We start from the raw sequence: 15326 nt of genomic DNA on the forward strand, positions 1-15326 counted from the left end.
CTAAATGGCCGACGGCAACGGACCGCGCGCGGCGTCGTACGCGGCGCCCACCCGGTACAGCCGGTCGTCGGCCAGCGCCGGCGCCATGATCTGCAGACCCACGGGCAGCTGGTCGTCCGGGGACAGCCCGGACGGCACCGACATGCCGCAGTGGCCGGCCAGGTTCAGCGGCAGGGTGCACAGGTCGAACAGGTACATCGCCAGCGGATCATCGACCTTCTCGCCCAGGCCGAACGCGGTGGTCGGTGTCGTCGGCGTCACCAGCACGTCGACGGAGCGGTAGGCCTCCTCGAGATCCCGGGCGATCAACGTCCGCTCCTTCTGCGCCTGGTTGTAGTAGGCGTCGTAGTAGCCGGCCGACAAGGCGTACGCGCCGATCATGATGCGCCGCTTGACTTCCGGCCCGAAGCCGGCGGCCCGGGTCAGTGCCATCACTTCCTCGGCGCTGTGGGTGCCGTCGTCACCGACCCGCAGGCCGTAGCGCATCGCGTCGAAGCGCGCCAGGTTGCTCGACACCTCCGACGGCAGGATCAGGTAGTAGGCGGCCAGCGCGTGATCGAAGTGCGGGCAGTCGACTTCGCTGACCTCGGCGCCCAGCTCGGTCAGCTGCTTGACCGCGGCCTCGAACGACGCCAGCACGCCGGGCTGATAGCCCTCGCCGCGCAGCTGCTTGACCACCCCGATGCGCACCCCGCGCAGGTCACCGTTTGCTCCGGCTTTGGCCGCGCCGACGACGTCGGGCACCTCGACGTCGATGGAGGTGGAGTCCCGCGCGTCGTGTCCGGCGATCACCCGATGCAGCAGCGCGGTGTCCAGCACCGTGCGGGCACAGGGCCCACCCTGGTCCAGTGACGAAGCGCAGGCCACCAGCCCGTAGCGCGACACCGTGCCGTAGGTGGGTTTGACGCCGACGGTTGCGGTCAGCGCGGCGGGCTGACGAATGGAGCCCCCGGTGTCGGATCCGATGGCCAGCGGCGCCTGGAACGCGGCCAGCGCCGCCGCGCTGCCGCCGCCGGAGCCGCCGGGCACCCGGTCCACGTTCCAGGGGTTGCGGGTGGGGCCGTAGGCGGAGTTCTCCGTCGACGAGCCCATCGCGAACTCGTCCATGTTGGTCTTGCCCAGGATGGGGATGCCGGCCGCGCGCAGCCGCGCGGTCAGCGTGGCGTCGTACGGCGAACGCCAGCCCTCGAGGATCTTGGATCCGCAGGTGGTGGGCATGTCGGTGGTGGTGAACACGTCCTTGAGCGCCAGCGGCACCCCGGCCAGCGCGGACGCCGGCCGCTCGCCGGCGGCCAGCGCCTTGTCGACGGCAGCCGCGGCGCTCACCGCCGCGTCGGCCGCCACGTGCAGAAAGGCGTGGTAACGCTCGTCGGTTGCCTCGATCTGGTCCAGGCAGGCCCGGGTCAGCTCGACCGACGACAGCTCCTTGGCGGCGATCTTGGCGGCCAGCGTCGACGCGTCCAACCGGATGATCTCGTTCAGTGGGCCCGTCACTGGCTCTCCCCCAGGATCTGGGGGACGGCGAAGCGGCCGTCGACGGCTTCGGGCGCCTCGGCCAGCGCCTCGGCCTGCGTGAGGCAGGGGGCCGTCTCGTCCGGTCGCGTGACGTTGACGTCCTTGAGTGGGTTGTCGGTCGGTTCGACGCCGGTGACATCGACCGCCTGAATCTGGCTGACGTGGGTCAGGATGGCGTCGAGTTGGCCGGCGAAACTGTCCAGCTCGGTATCGGTCAGCGCCAGCCGGGCCAGCCGGGCCAGATGGGCCACCTCGTCGCGGGAGATCTGGGACACGAGCGAAAAGCCTAACCGGGCGGTCAGGGTCCCCGGGAACTCAGGCCTTGGCGAAATGCCACGGATACATGGTTGTGCGACAGTGGGCCCGTGCCGTCGTATCTGTTGCGCATCGAGCTCGTCGACCGCCCGGGCAGCCTGGGCTCGTTGGCGCTTGCGCTCGGTTCGGCGGGCGGCGACATCTTGTCGCTCGACGTGGTGGAGCGCGGCACGGGTTACGCGATCGACGACCTGGTCATCGAACTGCCCCTCGGCGCGATGCCGGACATTTTGATCACCGCGGCCGAGGCGCTCCCCGGTGTCCGGGTGGACAGCGTCCGTCCTCATACCGGCCTGCTGGAAGCACATCGCGAGCTGGAGCTTCTCGACCATGTCGCCGCGGCCGCCGACCGGGAGTCCAAGTTGCAGGTGCTGGCCGACGAGGCGCCCAGGGTGCTGCGCGTGAGCTGGTGCACGGTGTTGCACCGTTGCGACGGGAAGCTGCACCGCCTCGCCGCCAGTCCCGGTGCGCCGGAGACTCGAGCAGTTTCGGCGCCGTGGTTGCCGATCGAGCAGGCCGCGACGCTGGACGGTAGCGCCGACTGGGTCCCGCAGGCGTGGCGCGATATGGACACGAGGATGGTCGCCGCTCCGTTGGGCGATCCGCACACCGCGGTGGTGCTGGGCCGTCCGGGCCCGCAATTCCGGCCTTCGGAGGTGGCTCGGCTGGGGTACCTTGCCGACATTGTGGCCACCATGCTGCGTTAACGCGATCCGGACATCACCGCCGGGTCTACTGGGTCACCGTCTTCCCACAGCAGCAGTTGACGAACCGCCGGACGAGGCCCGTACGGTCGCAACATGGTGCTGGCCGGGCGCGGACGTACCCGTTGCGGCCACCAGAACCAGCGCCCCAGAAGCGTTGCGACGGACGGTGTCATGAACGAGCGCACGATCAGCGTGTCGAACAACAACCCAAGGCCAATGGTCGTCCCGATCTGACCGAGCACCTGAAAACCACTGAACACGAACGCGCACATCGTTACGGCGAAGACGATGCCGGCGGAGGTGACTACCGAACCGGAGCCGGCCATCGCCCGGATGATGCCGGTCTTCAGGCCGGCATCGATTTCTTCCTTGAAGCGGGAGATCAACAACAGGTTGTAGTCGGATCCCACGGCCAGCAACAAGATCACGGCCAGCGCAAGCACGACCCAATACAGCTGAATGCCGAAGAGGTACTGCCACACCAGCACGGACAGCCCGAACGAGGCGCCCAGCGACAAGGCCACCGTGCCAACGATGACCAGCGCGGCGACCAGGCTTCGCGTGATGATCATCATGATCAGCAGGATGAGGCTGAGCGCGGCGAATGCCACGATCATCAGGTCGTACTTGGCTCCGTCCTGGATGTCCTTGTACGTCGCCGCGGTGCCGCCAACATAGATGTTGGCGTCGGCCAAGGGCGTGCCCTTCAATGCCTCGTGCGCGGCCCTCGTCATCGGGTCGATGTGTGAAATGCCTTGGGGAGTCGCGGGATCGCCCTCATGGGTGACGATCATGCGAGCCGCCTTGCCGTCGGGCGAGAGGAACAGTTTCAGCCCCCGATTGAAATCCGGGTTGGTGAAAACCTCGGGCGGCAGGTAGAAGGTGTCGTCGTTCTTGGCGGCGTCAAAGGCTCGCCCCAGCGCCGTCGCGTTATCGATCGCGGCCGCCGTCTGGGCGTAAATGCCGGACTGGGTGGCATAACTCGCCAACGTCAATTCGTGATTGATCTCCTGGCTGTCGATCTGGGGTGGTATCAGCGCCACCAGTTTCGGCTGCAGCGCGTCGAGCTTGTCCAGGGTGGCCGTGAGGTCTTCAAACTTCTCGGTCAGCTGATCGATGCCGTCGAGCACGTCGAAGACCGACCGCAGCGCGAAGCAGGCCGGGATGTCGTAGCAATGCGGTTCCCAATAGAAATAGCTGCGAATCGGCCTGAAGAAGTCATCGAAATTCGCGATCTTGTCGCGTACTTCCTTGATCGTGGCGATCGTGTCGTGGAAGCTTTGCGCCTCGCTGTGGGTGTCTCCGGCGAGCTGCTGCTGCAGCACGTACTGCTGCTTCAAGATGTTGATGGTCTTCGCCAGTTCACCTGCCTGCCTTTGCAAGTCGTTCGCGCGATCCCGTTGGTACGACAGGTTCTCCTGCTGGGCGGCGCTGGAATTGCTGACCGCGAAGGCGAGCGAGCTGTGGACGAGCGGCGTACCCAAGGGCCTGGTGATGGTCTGCACCTGGGCGACGCCGGGAACATGAAACACCGCCTTGGCCACCCGGTCCAGGACCAGCATGTCGGCCGGGTCGCGCAGGTCGTGATCCGCCTCGACCATGAGCAATTCGGGCTCCAGCCGGGCGCGCGAAAAATGCCGTTCGGCGGCCGTGTACCCGACATTGGCCGGCGCGCTGGCGGGCATGTAGGGGCGGGTGTCGTAACTCGTCTTGTATCCGGGCAACGCGAGCAGGCCCACCAGGGCCAACGCGCACGCCGCCACGAGAACGGGGCCGGGCCAGCGGACGATGGCGGTGCCGATCCGCCGCCATCCGCGGGTTCTCATGGCGCGCTTGGGTTCGAAGATGCCCACCAAAGCGCCCAGGGTGAGCATGGCCGGACCCAGGGTCAGCGCGCCGGCAAGCGCGACGAGGATTCCTATTGCGGCCGGAATGCCCAGGCTCTGAAAATAGGGCAGCCGGGTGAAGCCCAGACAGGCCACCGCGCCGGCAACCGTCAGACCCGAACCCAAGACAATGTGGGCCGTCCCGTGAAACATTGTGTAGAAGGCCTTTTCGCGATCCTCGTCGGCGCCGCGCGCTTCCTGGTAGCGGCCGGCGAAAAATATCGCGTAGTCCGTTCCGGCGGCGATCACCAGCAGCGTGAGCAGGTTCGTCGCGTATGTCGACAGTCCGATGATCCCGGCGTTGCCCAGGAAGGCGACGATTCCGCGGGCGGCAGACATTTCGACGAGGACCGTCACGAGCACGAGCAGCGTCGTGAGGACAGAGCGGTACACGAAGAACAACATCAGTGCGATCACCCCGATGGTGATGGTGGTGACCTTTGCCGTTCCCTTGCTGCCCACGTCGAACTGATCCGAGATGAGCGGCGCCGCGCCGGTGACATAAGCCTTGACACCCGGCGGCGGTTGGGTGTGGTCAACGATGTCACGGACGGCGCCGACGGATGCGTTGGCTGTCGCCGAGCCCTGATTGCCCGCAAGAAACACCTGAACGTACGCGGCCTTGCCGTCGGAGCTCTGCGACCCCGCCGCGGTCAGGGTGTCCCCCCAGAAGTCCTGGACGTGCTCGACATGCTTCTTGTCCTGCTCTAGCTTGCGGATCATCTCGTCGTAAAACTTGTGCGCGTCCGCGCCGAGCGGCTTGTTGCCCTCCAGGACGACCATCGCCGAGCTGTCGGTGTCGAACTCATGGAAGTCCTGACCGATCCGCTTGATCGCCTTGAGCGACGGCGCATCCGGCGAATTCAGCGCCACGTTGTGTGTTTTCCCGACCACTTCCAGCTGCGGCACCGCGATGTTCGTGATGGCGGCCAGCGCCAGCCAGAACAGCAGGATCGGCAGCGAAAGCCGGCGGATGGTGTGCGGTATGCGGGGCCGCGAGGGCTGATTGTCGCTCATCCGGACTTGTCCAGGCAGAAGGTGTAGGCATCGACTTTGTTGACGGTGCGTTCGTCTTTGACCTCACCGTTGACGATGATGCGGCAGCCGAGTGTGTCTCCGTTGCCCTGCGCCACGACGTTGCCGACGACCGCGGGCTCGGTCGTGGTGATGGTGAAGGACCAGGGCAGGGGAGCATTTTTGACTTGCTGCGGCTGGGCGTTGACATCCAAGTAGTTGATTGTCGCCGTTGCGCCCGGTGCCCCAAAGACCTCGAGGACCACCTGCTTGGGGTTGAACGGAACGATCTCGTTGGAGAGGCCGGCGTTGGCCGACGTGTTGTTGTGCGAGCCGAAGATTCCGTGCAGGCGATAGATGGCAAACCCCGCGACCGCGACGACGATGATCGCGACCAGCACCATCCACCCCCGTTTGGCCAGGGTCGCAATTGAAAACTGTTTCACCCGTTAGCCTTTCGATCAGCGGGCGACACGGTCACCCTCGATGCTCGAGGCGGATCGATGGTATGACAGTACGGTACTGGACCGTACTGCACAAGAGACGCGACCGTACACTTTTTATCCGCGGGGTCGGGTGAGGCCGGGGATGATGAAGTCGTCGACGAGAGCTTGCACCGTGCGACGGGTGGGCGGCCGGCTGGGGATGATGGACCGGAAGATCAAATAGCCGGGCAGCAGGTCCCAGAGCTCGTCGGTGATGGCGGCATCGGCGATCTCCCCCCGCTCGACGGCCTGGCGCAAGATGTGTTGGATCAAGGCCTTGCGCTGTTCGACGAATTGGTGCTGCAGGGCGTCGTTGAGTTCGGGGTGGCGCGATGCCTCGACGAGCACCGCGCGGATGGTGCTGGCGTGCTGGTGGACCTGTTGGCCGCAGATCTCGCCAAGCTGCAACAGATCGCCTCGCAGCGTGCCGGTGTTCGGCGGGACGGCGGCCTGGCGGACGCCCTCGATGAACGCGGCCAACACCAATTCGGCTTTCGAGGGCCAGCGCCGATACACGGTGGCCTTGCTGGCGCGGGCGGCGCTGGCCACCGCGTCCACCGTCAACCCGTCATAGCCGTGCTCCTGCAGGAGTTGCAACGTCACCGCGAGCAACTCAGCCTCCCGCGGCGACCACGCCGACAAATCCGCGAACCGATCGGCAGTCTGGGTCATAGCGCTCACGATAAGCCCCAACGCTGTGCGGGGCGTCAATTCGCCGCAGCGTCAGGCGGCCCGTCCTCGAGGAGCCGTCGGAATCCGTCCTCGTCGAGGATCGGCACGCCGAGGTCAACGGCCTTGTCGTACTTCGATCCAGGCGAGTCGCCGGCGACGACGTAGTCGGTCTTCTTCGACACTGAGCCCGCCGCCTTGCCGCCGCGCGCCACGATCGCCTCCTTGGCATCGTCGCGGGAAAAGCCCGTCAGCGACCCGGTGACCACGATGGTCAGCCCGGCCAGGGTGCGCGGCACGCTCTCGTCGCGCTCGTCGGCCATCCGCACCCCGGCCGCCCGCCACTTGTCGACGATCTCGCGGTGCCAGTCGACGGTGAACCATTCGGTGACGGCGTCGGCGATGGTGACTCCCACGCCCTCGACGGCGGCCAGCTGCTCGGTGGACGCGGCCTTGATGTCCTCGATGTCGGCGAACTCGGTGGCCAGCGCGCGGGCAGCCGTCGGCCCGACATGGCGGATCGAGAACGCCACCAGCACCCGCCACAGCGGTGCGGCCTTGGCTTTGTCGAGGTTGACCAGCAGCCGTTTGCCGTTCGCCGACAGCTGCCCGGCCTTGGTCCGGAAAAGCTCGGTGCGCAACAAGTCGTCTTCGGTGAGGCCGAACAGGTCGCCCTCGCTGGTGATGACGTGTGCTTGCAGCAGCGCCACGGCGGCCTCGTAGCCCAGCCCCTCGATGTCCAGGCCGCCGCGACTGGCGACGTGAAACACCCGCTCTCGCAGCTGCGCCGGGCAGCGCTGCGCGTTGGGGCAGCGGATGTCGGCGTCGCCTTCCTTTTCGAACGCCAACGTGGTCCCGCATTCGGGACATGTTGTGGGCATGACGAATTCGCGCTCGGAGCCGTCGCGCAGGTCGACCACCGGTCCCAACACCTCGGGAATCACGTCGCCGGCCTTGCGGATCACCACGGTGTCGCCGATCAGCACGCCCTTGCGCTTGACCTCGGAAGCGTTGTGCAGCGTGGCCTGCCCCACCGTCGACCCGGCGACCTTGACCGGCGTCATGAACGCGAACGGCGTGACGCGCCCGGTGCGGCCGACGTTCACCCGGATCTCGAGCAGCTTGGTCTGCGCCTCCTCGGGCGGGTACTTGTAGGCGATCGCCCAGCGCGGAGCCCGCGAGGTGGAACCCAGCCTGCGCTGCAGCGCCACCTCGTCGATTTTGATGACGACGCCGTCGATTTCGTGATCCACCTCATGACGGTGTTCGCCCCAGTAGTCGACGCGTTCCTGGACGCCGGCTAGGTCGTTCACCACGATGGCGTGCTCCGAAACCGGCAGGCCCCACGCCTTGAGCGCCAGATATGCGTCGTGCTGGGTGGCCGGGCGAAACCCTTCGGCGTGCCCCAACCCGTGGGAGATCATCCGCAGCTTGCGGCGAGCCGTGACCGCGGGATCCTTCTGGCGCAGCGATCCCGCCGCGCTGTTGCGCGGGTTGGCGAACGGATTCTTGCCCTCCTCCACCAGGCTGGCATTGAGCGCCTGGAAGTCGGCCACCCGGAAGAACACTTCGCCGCGGACCTCCAGGACCTTGGGCAGCGGGTAATCGTCACTGGCGGTGAGTCGTTCGGGGACGTCGTCGATGGTGCGGGCGTTCAGCGTGACGTCTTCGCCGGTGCGGCCGTCCCCGCGGGTCGCCGCCCGGGTCAGGCGTCCGTCCCGGTAGACCAGCGACAGTGCGACGCCGTCGATCTTGAGTTCGCACAGGTAGTGGGCGTCATCTCCGACCTCGGCGTGCACGCGGGTTGCCCACGCGCCGAGTTCCTCTGGGGTGAAAGCATTGTCGAGGCTGAGCATCCGTTCGAGATGCTCGGTCGGCTCGAAATCGGTCGCGAAGCCGGCACCGCCGACCAGCTGGGTGGGCGAGTCGGGCGTGCGCAACTCGGGATTGGCCTCCTCGAGCGCCTCGAGCTGCCGCAACAGGCGGTCGAACTCGGCGTCGGTGATGATCGGCGCGTCGCGCACGTAGTAGCGGAACTGGTGTTCGCGGACCTCCTCGGACAGGTCGCGCCACTGCCGCAGCACCTCCGGCGCGGTGGGATCAGCTTCGGGCTCGCTCACCCTGGCAGGCTATCGAAGGGTTGCCACAGACACGGGTTGGCAGTCTGCCCGGACAACACCAAACGCATTGGCCACATCTGACACGCAGGCCTCCGCCATGGCGCGGTGCACTTTTGCCCGCCTCGCAGCCACCACCGAGCCCTCCAAGCCCTACTAGAACAGCACCAACAACCCGTGGCTTGACACAGGGCAACTGAGAGGCGGGCAAATCGGCACCCTCCCTCCCGCAGGGGCAGGTGTGGCGGATGCGACGACTCAGCGCTCGTGTCAGATGGCGTCCGGATCCTCGGCGAACGCCTCTGCGGCTTTACGGGCAAGCCCGATCGCGATGCGCGCCCACTGCGCGGTCGCCCCCGCCAGGCCGCATGTCGGGGTGACGCCGATGCGATCGCGCAACGCCGAGCGGCCGAACCCGAGACGATCGGTCACCGCGACCACGGCGGCGGCCACCTCTTCCGCCGTCGGCCGCCGCTCGGGCGCGGTGCCGGGTACCACGCCCAGCACCACGGTGCGGCCCGACTCGACGAACGCGGCGACGCCGTCCAGATCTGCTGCGCGCAGCGTGCCCGCATCTATCGAAATGGCACTAATAGTGCTGCGCTGCAAGAGGTTCCATGGCAACTCGGCGGCGCAGCTGTGCAACACGACATCGGGGCCCACGACGGCGACGCATGTGTCGAGCAGTGCGCCGGCCACCGCCTCGTCGAGCGCGGCGACCGGGCTCAGCGCGGTCACCCCGGTCAGCTGTCCGCCCAGCGCCGCGGGCAGCGACGGCTCGTCGAACTGGACCACCACCGGGGTGTCGAGTCGACGGGCCAGCACCGCGCGATGCGCGGCGACGCCTTCGGCCAGCGACGCCGCCAGGTCACGCAGGGCGCCGGAATCGGTGATGGCCCGGTGGCCGTTAGCCAGCTCCAGCCCGGCGGCCAACGTGACCGGCCCCGGAGCCTGCACCTTGACCACGCGCTGGCCCCCGCGCAGGCCCGCGACCTCCCAGGCCTCTTCGAGCGCGTCCATATCCTCATCGAGCAGGCTGACCGCCCGGCGGGTGACCGCTCCGGGCCGCGCGGCGATGCGGTAGCCCCTCGGCACCGTGTCGATGGCCACATCCATCAGCAGTGCGCCGGCCCGCCCGAGCATGTCGGCGCCGACTCCCCTGGCGGGCAGCTCGACGATGTGTGCCAGCGCACCCGCCAACTCGCCGACAACCACCTCGGCGGCATGGCGCGCGGCGGTACCCGGCCACGACCCGACGCCGCTGGCCTTGGCGAACACATTAGCGAAAACACTCACCCGGCAACCGTATTCGACCTGACATTGCCGGTCGCGCACCAGGGGTGTTTAGCGGCTACTCTCAGAACGCAGAAGGGTGGCAGATGGGGAGATTGACGCGCTCGCTGCTGTGGGGTGGCGCGGCGTTGCTGGTGGCGGCCTGCACCAGGGTGGTGGGCGGGACGGCCGTGCCGGGATTCGCCATGGGCGCCAGGGGTGTGCAGGGCGTCAACGTCGACCAGATCCTCCTGGACCAGTCACGGATGCGCGCGATCACCGGCGGTGGCGACAGCCTGACCATCATCCCCTCGATGGACGGGAACCGCCCCGTGGACATCGACGTCCTCGCCGATAACACGCCCCGGCCGTGCCGGTTCATCTTCGCCGAGACCGCGACTTTCGGACCCGATATCGAAGAGTTCCACAAGACCACCTTCCAGGATCCTCCCAAAGGCGGCCTGATATCCGAGGGTGCCGCGGCCTACCGAGATGTGGCCACCGCACGGCGCGCCTTCGGCGCTCTGGTGGCTACCGTCGGAGACTGTGCGGCCAGTGAGGCCGGCCAGCTGTATGTCGGCGACTGGAACACCGGCGCCGACTCGCTGCACATGCTGCCGGGCGGCTGCGGCCGCGACTACCTGGTCCTGGCGGTGGCGCTGATCGAGGTTACCTTCTGCGGCTTCCCGCAGTCGGTGTCCGACATCGTGATGACTAACATCGCCGCGAACATTCCCCACTAGCCGCCAGACTAGCCAGTGCCGGCGATGGTCGCGCTGCCGAGCACCTCGTCGCCGTCGGGGTCCGGGCGGTACAACACCAGCGTCTGGCCGCGCGCCACTCCGCGCAGCGGATCGCGCAATCGCACGAAGAGCTCGTCACCGACCAATTCGGCTACCGCATAGGCGATTTCACCGTGCGCACGCACCTGAACCGCGCACTCGACGGCACCCGACGGCGCGACTCCCCCGGTGAAGACCGGCGCGCGGCCAATCAGCTCGTGCACGTCGAGGTCGGCCAGTTCACCCACGTGGACGGTCGCGGTGTCGGCGTCGATCGCCGTCACGTACCGAGGCCGACCGTCCGGCCCCGGCCCCGCGATGCCCAGGCCTTTGCGCTGGCCGATGGTGAAACCGTGCACCCCGTCGTGGGTGGCCAGCACCGCTCCGTCCGCGCTGAGGACGTTGCCGCGGCAAACCCCGATGCGCTCACCCAGGAAAGCCTGGGTGTTCCCGGACGGGATGAAGCAGATGTCGTGGCTGTCCGGCTTTTCGGCGACTGCCAGGCCGCGACGGGCGGCCTCCGCGCGAATCTGGGGCTTGGGAGTGTCCCCGATCGGAAAGGCGGCGTGGCGCAGCTGCTCTGCGGTCAGCACGGCCAGCACGTAGGACTGATCCTTGTCCCGGTCGACGGCGCGGCGCAGCCGCCCACCCGATAACCTCGCATAGTGGCCGGTGACCACCGTGTCGAAGCCCAACGCGAGGGCCCTCGCCGAGAGCGCCGAGAACTTGATTCGCTGATTGCACCGCACGCACGGGTTGGGCGTCTCCCCGCGAGCATACGACGAGACGAAATCGTCGATCACAGCTTCTTGGAATTTCTCCGCGAAATCCCAGACGTAGAACGGGATTCCGAGCATGTCGGCGACGCGGCGCGCATCTGCGGCGTCTTCCTTCGAACAGCAGCCGCGCGAGCCGGTGCGCAGCGTGCCCGGCGCCGACGACAGCGCCAGGTGCACACCGACCACGTCGTGCCCGGCATCGACCATGCGCGCGGCGGCGACCGACGAATCGACCCCGCCGCTCATCGCGGCCAGAACCTTCACCCCAGAGCCCCCTAAGCCCCCGCGGCGGCCAGGGCGGCCCGGCGGGCCCGGTCCACCGCACCGGGCAGCAGCCGCAGCGCCTCATCGACGTCGGCGTCAACACTGCTGTGCCCCAACGAAAGACGCAGCGACCCGCGCGCGCTGGCCGGGTCGGCACCCATCGCGATCAACACGTGCGAGGCCTGCGGGACACCAGCGGTGCAGGCTGATCCGGCGGAACATTCGATTCCGTTGGCGTCCAACAACATCAACAGCGCATCGCCTTCGCAGCCGCGGAAGGTGAAGTGCGCATTGCCCGGAAGCCGCGAGCGGCCGCGCGCGCCGTTGAGTGTAACGTCGTCGATCTCGGCCAGCACACCCTCGATCAGCCGGTCGCGCAACACGCGTAGCCGCGCGTTGTTGGCCGAAAGCCCGTCAACCGCGATCTGCGCGGCCGCCGCCATCCCGGCAGCACCGGCGACATAGGGTGTGCCGGAACGAATGTCACGTTCCTGGCCACCGCCGTGCAGCAGTGGCACGCCGGTGACGTCCCTGCGCAGCAGCAGTGCACCCACACCCGGCGGACCGCCGAACTTGTGCGCGGCCACGCTCATCGCCGACAGCCCACTGGCGCCGAATTCGACCGGCAGCTGGCCCACTGCCTGCACGGCGTCGCTGTGCATCGGGACACCGAATTCGGCTGCGACGGAGGCTAATTCGACGACCGGCAGGATGGTGCCGACCTCGTTGTTGGCCCACATCACCGAGACCAGCGCGACGTCGTCGTGGCTCTGCAGCACCTCGCGCAGCGCTGGCACCGACACCGAGCCGTCGGCGGCGGTGGGCAGCCAGGTCACCTGGGCGCCTTCGTGTTCGACGAGCCAGTTCACCGAGTCGAGCACGGCGTGGTGTTCCACCTCGGTGGTGACGATGCGGCGGCGGCTCGGCTCCGCGTCGCGGCGAGCCCAGTAGATGCCCTTGACGGCCAGGTTGTCGCTCTCGGTACCGCCCGCGGTGAAGATCACTTCCGACGGGCGCGCCCCCAGTTTGTCCGCGATCAGCTCACGGGATTCCTCGATGCGGCGCCGCGCCGCCCGGCCGCTGGTGTGCAGTGACGACGCGTTGCCGACGGTGCCGAACACCGCCGTCATCGCCTCGACGGCGGCGGGGTGCATCGGGGTGGTAGCGGCGTGATCGAGGTAGACCATGACGCGCCCCACGATACCGGGCAGCTCGGGGGCCTCTGAACGCTTATGCCACCAGGGCGTGCCCGTGACCTGGGTGCGCGGGCGCCGCGACCCGTACCGCGGACTGGCAGCGGCGGGCCAGGTCGCGCCGATTGGTGCCCGGCAGCTGCAAGGATTCGACGTGCACCCGCGCCACCGTGCGCCGCACGGTGAGCAGCCGGCACACCGACCGGAGCAACGGGTCGTCGCCGACGAACGCCGGAGCGGTGGACACGCTGCCGTCGACGTGGTGATAGCTCAGCCGGAGCGGCTGCACCGGCCTGGCGGCGTCGATCGCGGCCTGGAACATCGCCGGGTAGAAGGATCCCGACCCCTTATGCGTGTGCCCGGGTTCGCCGTGCCAGCCGCACCAGGTGGTGCCCTCCGGGAACGCCACCACCGTCTGACCGGAGCGCAGCCGGCGGGCGACGACGTCGACCACCGCGGGCAGCCGCCGCAGACTGGCCCGCTCGATCGGGATGACCTTCAGGATGCGCGCCACGACCCCGATCGCACCCCCGGTGAACATGTCGGCGCGGGCGACGAACGACCCGGGCAACACCGAACCGATGCAGAAGGCGTCCAACCAGGAGATATGCCCGCTGACCACCAGGACACCGCGCAGGTTTCGAATCGGGCTGCCCGACACCGTGATCCGGACACCGAAGCAGCGCAGCACCAACCGGCAGTAGACACGTTGCACCTTCGTCCGGCCCGGCAGCGGCACCACCATCAGCGGCACCCCCGGCGCCAACAGCAGCGCCAGCATGACGCGAAGCGCTACCCGCAGCACCACTAGCGATCGGCGCGATTGCGCAACACCGCCGGTACCCACACAGTTGACGTCGCACGAGGTGCGCGGCAGCCAGGCGTGGGCGGTGACTGCGGGAGCGCTCATCGCTCGCCGCCAGCCATCTCGGTAGCGGCCGATACCGAGCGCAGTCGCCTGAGATATCGGGTATCTGCGCGCCGTTTGTCCAGCAGCACGCAGAAGTCGCCAACCCCGAACTCCGGGTCGTGCGCCGGTTCGCCGCAGACCTGAGCGCCCAGCCGCAGGTAGCCGCGCATCAGCGGCGGAACCGCCGGCCGCGGCGGCGGGGCAATGTCGTCGATCGTTTTCCCGTCGATGAGCACGGGCCGGTGGGGACGCACCCGGTACTGCGGCGGCGCGGCATGGCGGCCCAGGATGAAGTCGCGCACGCCGCGCAGCTGGCTGCCCGGCACGTCACCATCGGCTTCGGAGCCGGTTTCGGGGCCGATCGGGACCGACACGCAGCCGGTCACGTAGTCGTAGCCGTATTTGTCCAGGTAGGCCAGGATGCCGGCCCACATCAGCAGCACCACGCCGCCGTTGCGGTGGCCGTCGCGCACCACGGCGCGTCCCATCTCCACCAGCGACGACCGCAGCGGGTCGAACGCGTCCGCGTCGAATTCGGTCGCGGTGTACAGGCCTCCGGCGGCGATGGCGCCCGCCGGCGCCAGCATCCGGTAGCAACCCACCAGCTCCCCGGTGTCGTCGTCGCGGACCAGCAGGTGGTCGCAGTATTCGTCGAACCGGTCCCTATCAATACCGTCCCGGGGCCCGTGCGCCCCCGCCGGCAGGGTGAAGCCGGGTGTGCTGGTGAAGACGTCGTAGCGAAGCCGCTGCGCGGCCTCGATGAGGGAGGAATCGGTGGACAGCAGCAGGGAGTAACGCGGACCCGACGCCTGCGCTGGCGCGCCGTCCGGTTTGTCGCTCGGTATCAGGACAGAAGCGATGCTCATGCCACCAAAGTTGCGCAAGCGGTGATCCGATCGGCATCGGCGCTGTGACGTGTCGGTGCACGTCAGATGACGAACTGTCGCGAAAAGATAACGGCCCCGCAGGTAGCCTGCGGGGCCGTTAACCGCTGTTTAAACGGGGTGTCAGCCTTTGCGCGCCTTGATTGCGTCGGTCAGCTGCGGGGCCACCTTGAACAGGTCGCCCACCACGCCGTAGTCCGCGACCTCGAAGATGGGTGCCTCTTCGTCCTTGTTGACCGCGACGATGGTCTTGGAGGTCTGCATGCCGGCGCGGTGCTGGATCGCACCGGAGATGCCCAGCGCGACGTAGAGCTGCGGCGACACCGTCTTACCGGTCTGGCCCACCTGGAACTGCCCCGGGTAGTAGCCGGAGTCCACGGCGGCGCGCGACGCGCCGACGGCCGCACCCAGCGAGTCGGCGAGCGCCTCGACCACGCTGAAGTTCTCCGCGCTGCCGACGCCGCGGCCACCCGACACCACGATGGTCGCCTCCGTCAGCTCCGGCCGGTCGCCCGCGACGGCGGGCTCGCGAGC

The 15326-nt window shown here is 68.0% G+C and carries 14 protein-coding genes; 2 read left to right on the forward strand and 12 right to left on the reverse strand.

The window, feature by feature from the left end; translation table 11 throughout:
- Complete coding sequence (gene gatA / locus ACLP9N_RS36650) at window positions 1-1482, reverse strand: Asp-tRNA(Asn)/Glu-tRNA(Gln) amidotransferase subunit GatA (RefSeq protein WP_442411990.1); 1482 nt, start codon at window positions 1480-1482, stop codon at window positions 1-3.
- An 8-nt stretch (window positions 1483-1490) separates the two neighbouring features.
- A complete protein-coding gene (gene gatC / locus ACLP9N_RS36655) occupies window positions 1491-1790 on the reverse strand; it encodes an Asp-tRNA(Asn)/Glu-tRNA(Gln) amidotransferase subunit GatC (RefSeq protein ID WP_442411981.1) in 300 nt (99 codons plus the stop codon).
- 90 nt (window positions 1791-1880) lie between these two features.
- Here gatC and ACLP9N_RS36660 point away from each other — a divergent pair, with 90 nt between their 5' ends.
- Complete coding sequence (locus ACLP9N_RS36660) at window positions 1881-2537, forward strand: amino acid-binding protein (RefSeq protein ID WP_442411991.1); 657 nt, start codon at window positions 1881-1883, stop codon at window positions 2535-2537.
- Here the strand turns inward: ACLP9N_RS36660 and ACLP9N_RS36665 are convergent.
- The 5 genes from ACLP9N_RS36665 to ACLP9N_RS36685 all read right to left on the reverse strand — a co-directional run bounded on the left by ACLP9N_RS36665 (window position 2534) and on the right by ACLP9N_RS36685 (window position 10004).
- Window positions 2534-5440: an MMPL/RND family transporter gene (locus tag ACLP9N_RS36665; protein WP_442411982.1), complete on the reverse strand. Its 2907-nt coding sequence runs from the start codon at window positions 5438-5440 to the stop codon at window positions 2534-2536. The genes ACLP9N_RS36660 and ACLP9N_RS36665 overlap by 4 nt on opposite strands.
- Window positions 5437-5841 (reverse strand): MmpS family transport accessory protein, encoded by a 405-nt coding sequence (locus ACLP9N_RS36670; RefSeq protein ID WP_424071597.1) that lies wholly within the window; start codon window positions 5839-5841, stop codon window positions 5437-5439. Before ACLP9N_RS36670 ends, ACLP9N_RS36665 begins: the two co-directional genes overlap by 4 nt.
- 156 nt (window positions 5842-5997) lie before the next feature.
- Window positions 5998-6606 carry a TetR/AcrR family transcriptional regulator gene (locus tag ACLP9N_RS36675; RefSeq protein ID WP_442411992.1) on the reverse strand — a complete coding sequence of 203 codons (609 nt, stop codon included), beginning with the start codon at window positions 6604-6606 and terminating at the stop codon, window positions 5998-6000.
- 23 nt (window positions 6607-6629) lie between these two features.
- A complete protein-coding gene (gene ligA, locus ACLP9N_RS36680; RefSeq protein WP_442411983.1) occupies window positions 6630-8711 on the reverse strand; it encodes an NAD-dependent DNA ligase LigA in 2082 nt (693 codons plus the stop codon).
- A 267-nt stretch (window positions 8712-8978) separates the two neighbouring features.
- Window positions 8979-10004: a methionine synthase gene (locus ACLP9N_RS36685; RefSeq protein WP_442411984.1), complete on the reverse strand. Its 1026-nt coding sequence runs from the start codon at window positions 10002-10004 to the stop codon at window positions 8979-8981.
- An 83-nt stretch (window positions 10005-10087) separates the two neighbouring features.
- Between ACLP9N_RS36685 and ACLP9N_RS36690 the strand changes: the two genes are divergently transcribed.
- Window positions 10088-10723 (forward strand): sensor domain-containing protein, encoded by a 636-nt coding sequence (locus ACLP9N_RS36690; RefSeq protein ID WP_442411985.1) that lies wholly within the window; start codon window positions 10088-10090, stop codon window positions 10721-10723.
- A gap of 8 nt (window positions 10724-10731) precedes the next feature.
- Here ACLP9N_RS36690 and mnmA read toward each other — a convergent pair whose 3' ends face one another.
- From mnmA to ACLP9N_RS36715, 5 genes are all read right to left on the reverse strand, one after another.
- Window positions 10732-11805 carry a tRNA 2-thiouridine(34) synthase MnmA gene (mnmA, locus tag ACLP9N_RS36695; RefSeq protein WP_442411986.1) on the reverse strand — a complete coding sequence of 358 codons (1074 nt, stop codon included), beginning with the start codon at window positions 11803-11805 and terminating at the stop codon, window positions 10732-10734.
- An 11-nt stretch (window positions 11806-11816) separates the two neighbouring features.
- Window positions 11817-12992: a cysteine desulfurase family protein gene (locus ACLP9N_RS36700; RefSeq protein WP_442411993.1), complete on the reverse strand. Its 1176-nt coding sequence runs from the start codon at window positions 12990-12992 to the stop codon at window positions 11817-11819.
- A gap of 43 nt (window positions 12993-13035) precedes the next feature.
- Window positions 13036-13908: a lysophospholipid acyltransferase family protein gene (locus tag ACLP9N_RS36705; protein ID WP_442411987.1), complete on the reverse strand. Its 873-nt coding sequence runs from the start codon at window positions 13906-13908 to the stop codon at window positions 13036-13038.
- Window positions 13905-14774, reverse strand: a complete 870-nt coding sequence (locus ACLP9N_RS36710) for a GNAT family N-acetyltransferase (RefSeq protein ID WP_442411988.1) — start codon at window positions 14772-14774, stop codon at window positions 13905-13907. The genes ACLP9N_RS36705 and ACLP9N_RS36710 overlap by 4 nt, the downstream gene beginning before the upstream one ends.
- Before the next feature lie 141 nt (window positions 14775-14915).
- The coding region (locus ACLP9N_RS36715) for an electron transfer flavoprotein subunit alpha/FixB family protein (protein ID WP_442411989.1) at window positions 14916-15326 on the reverse strand (411 nt) is incomplete at its 5' end.

It is taken from the genome of Mycobacterium sp. (assembly GCF_052144515.1).
GTDB lineage: Bacteria > Actinomycetota > Actinomycetes > Mycobacteriales > Mycobacteriaceae > Mycobacterium.

Bases quoted from the DNA above. Each gene is read 5' to 3' on its own strand.
- ACLP9N_RS36665 (WP_442411982.1), bottom strand. From the start codon at position 5,440: ATGAGCGACAATCAGCCCTCGCGGCCCCGCATACCGCACACCATCCGC.
- ACLP9N_RS36710 (WP_442411988.1), bottom strand. From the start codon at position 14,774: ATGAGCATCGCTTCTGTCCTGATACCGAGCGACAAACCGGACGGCGCG.
- ACLP9N_RS36700 (WP_442411993.1), bottom strand. From the start codon at position 12,992: ATGGTCTACCTCGATCACGCCGCTACCACCCCGATGCACCCCGCCGCC.
- ACLP9N_RS36690 (WP_442411985.1), top strand. From the start codon at position 10,088: ATGGGGAGATTGACGCGCTCGCTGCTGTGGGGTGGCGCGGCGTTGCTG.
- ACLP9N_RS36670 (WP_424071597.1), bottom strand. From the start codon at position 5,841: ATGGTGCTGGTCGCGATCATCGTCGTCGCGGTCGCGGGGTTTGCCATC.
- ACLP9N_RS36705 (WP_442411987.1), bottom strand. From the start codon at position 13,908: ATGAGCGCTCCCGCAGTCACCGCCCACGCCTGGCTGCCGCGCACCTCG.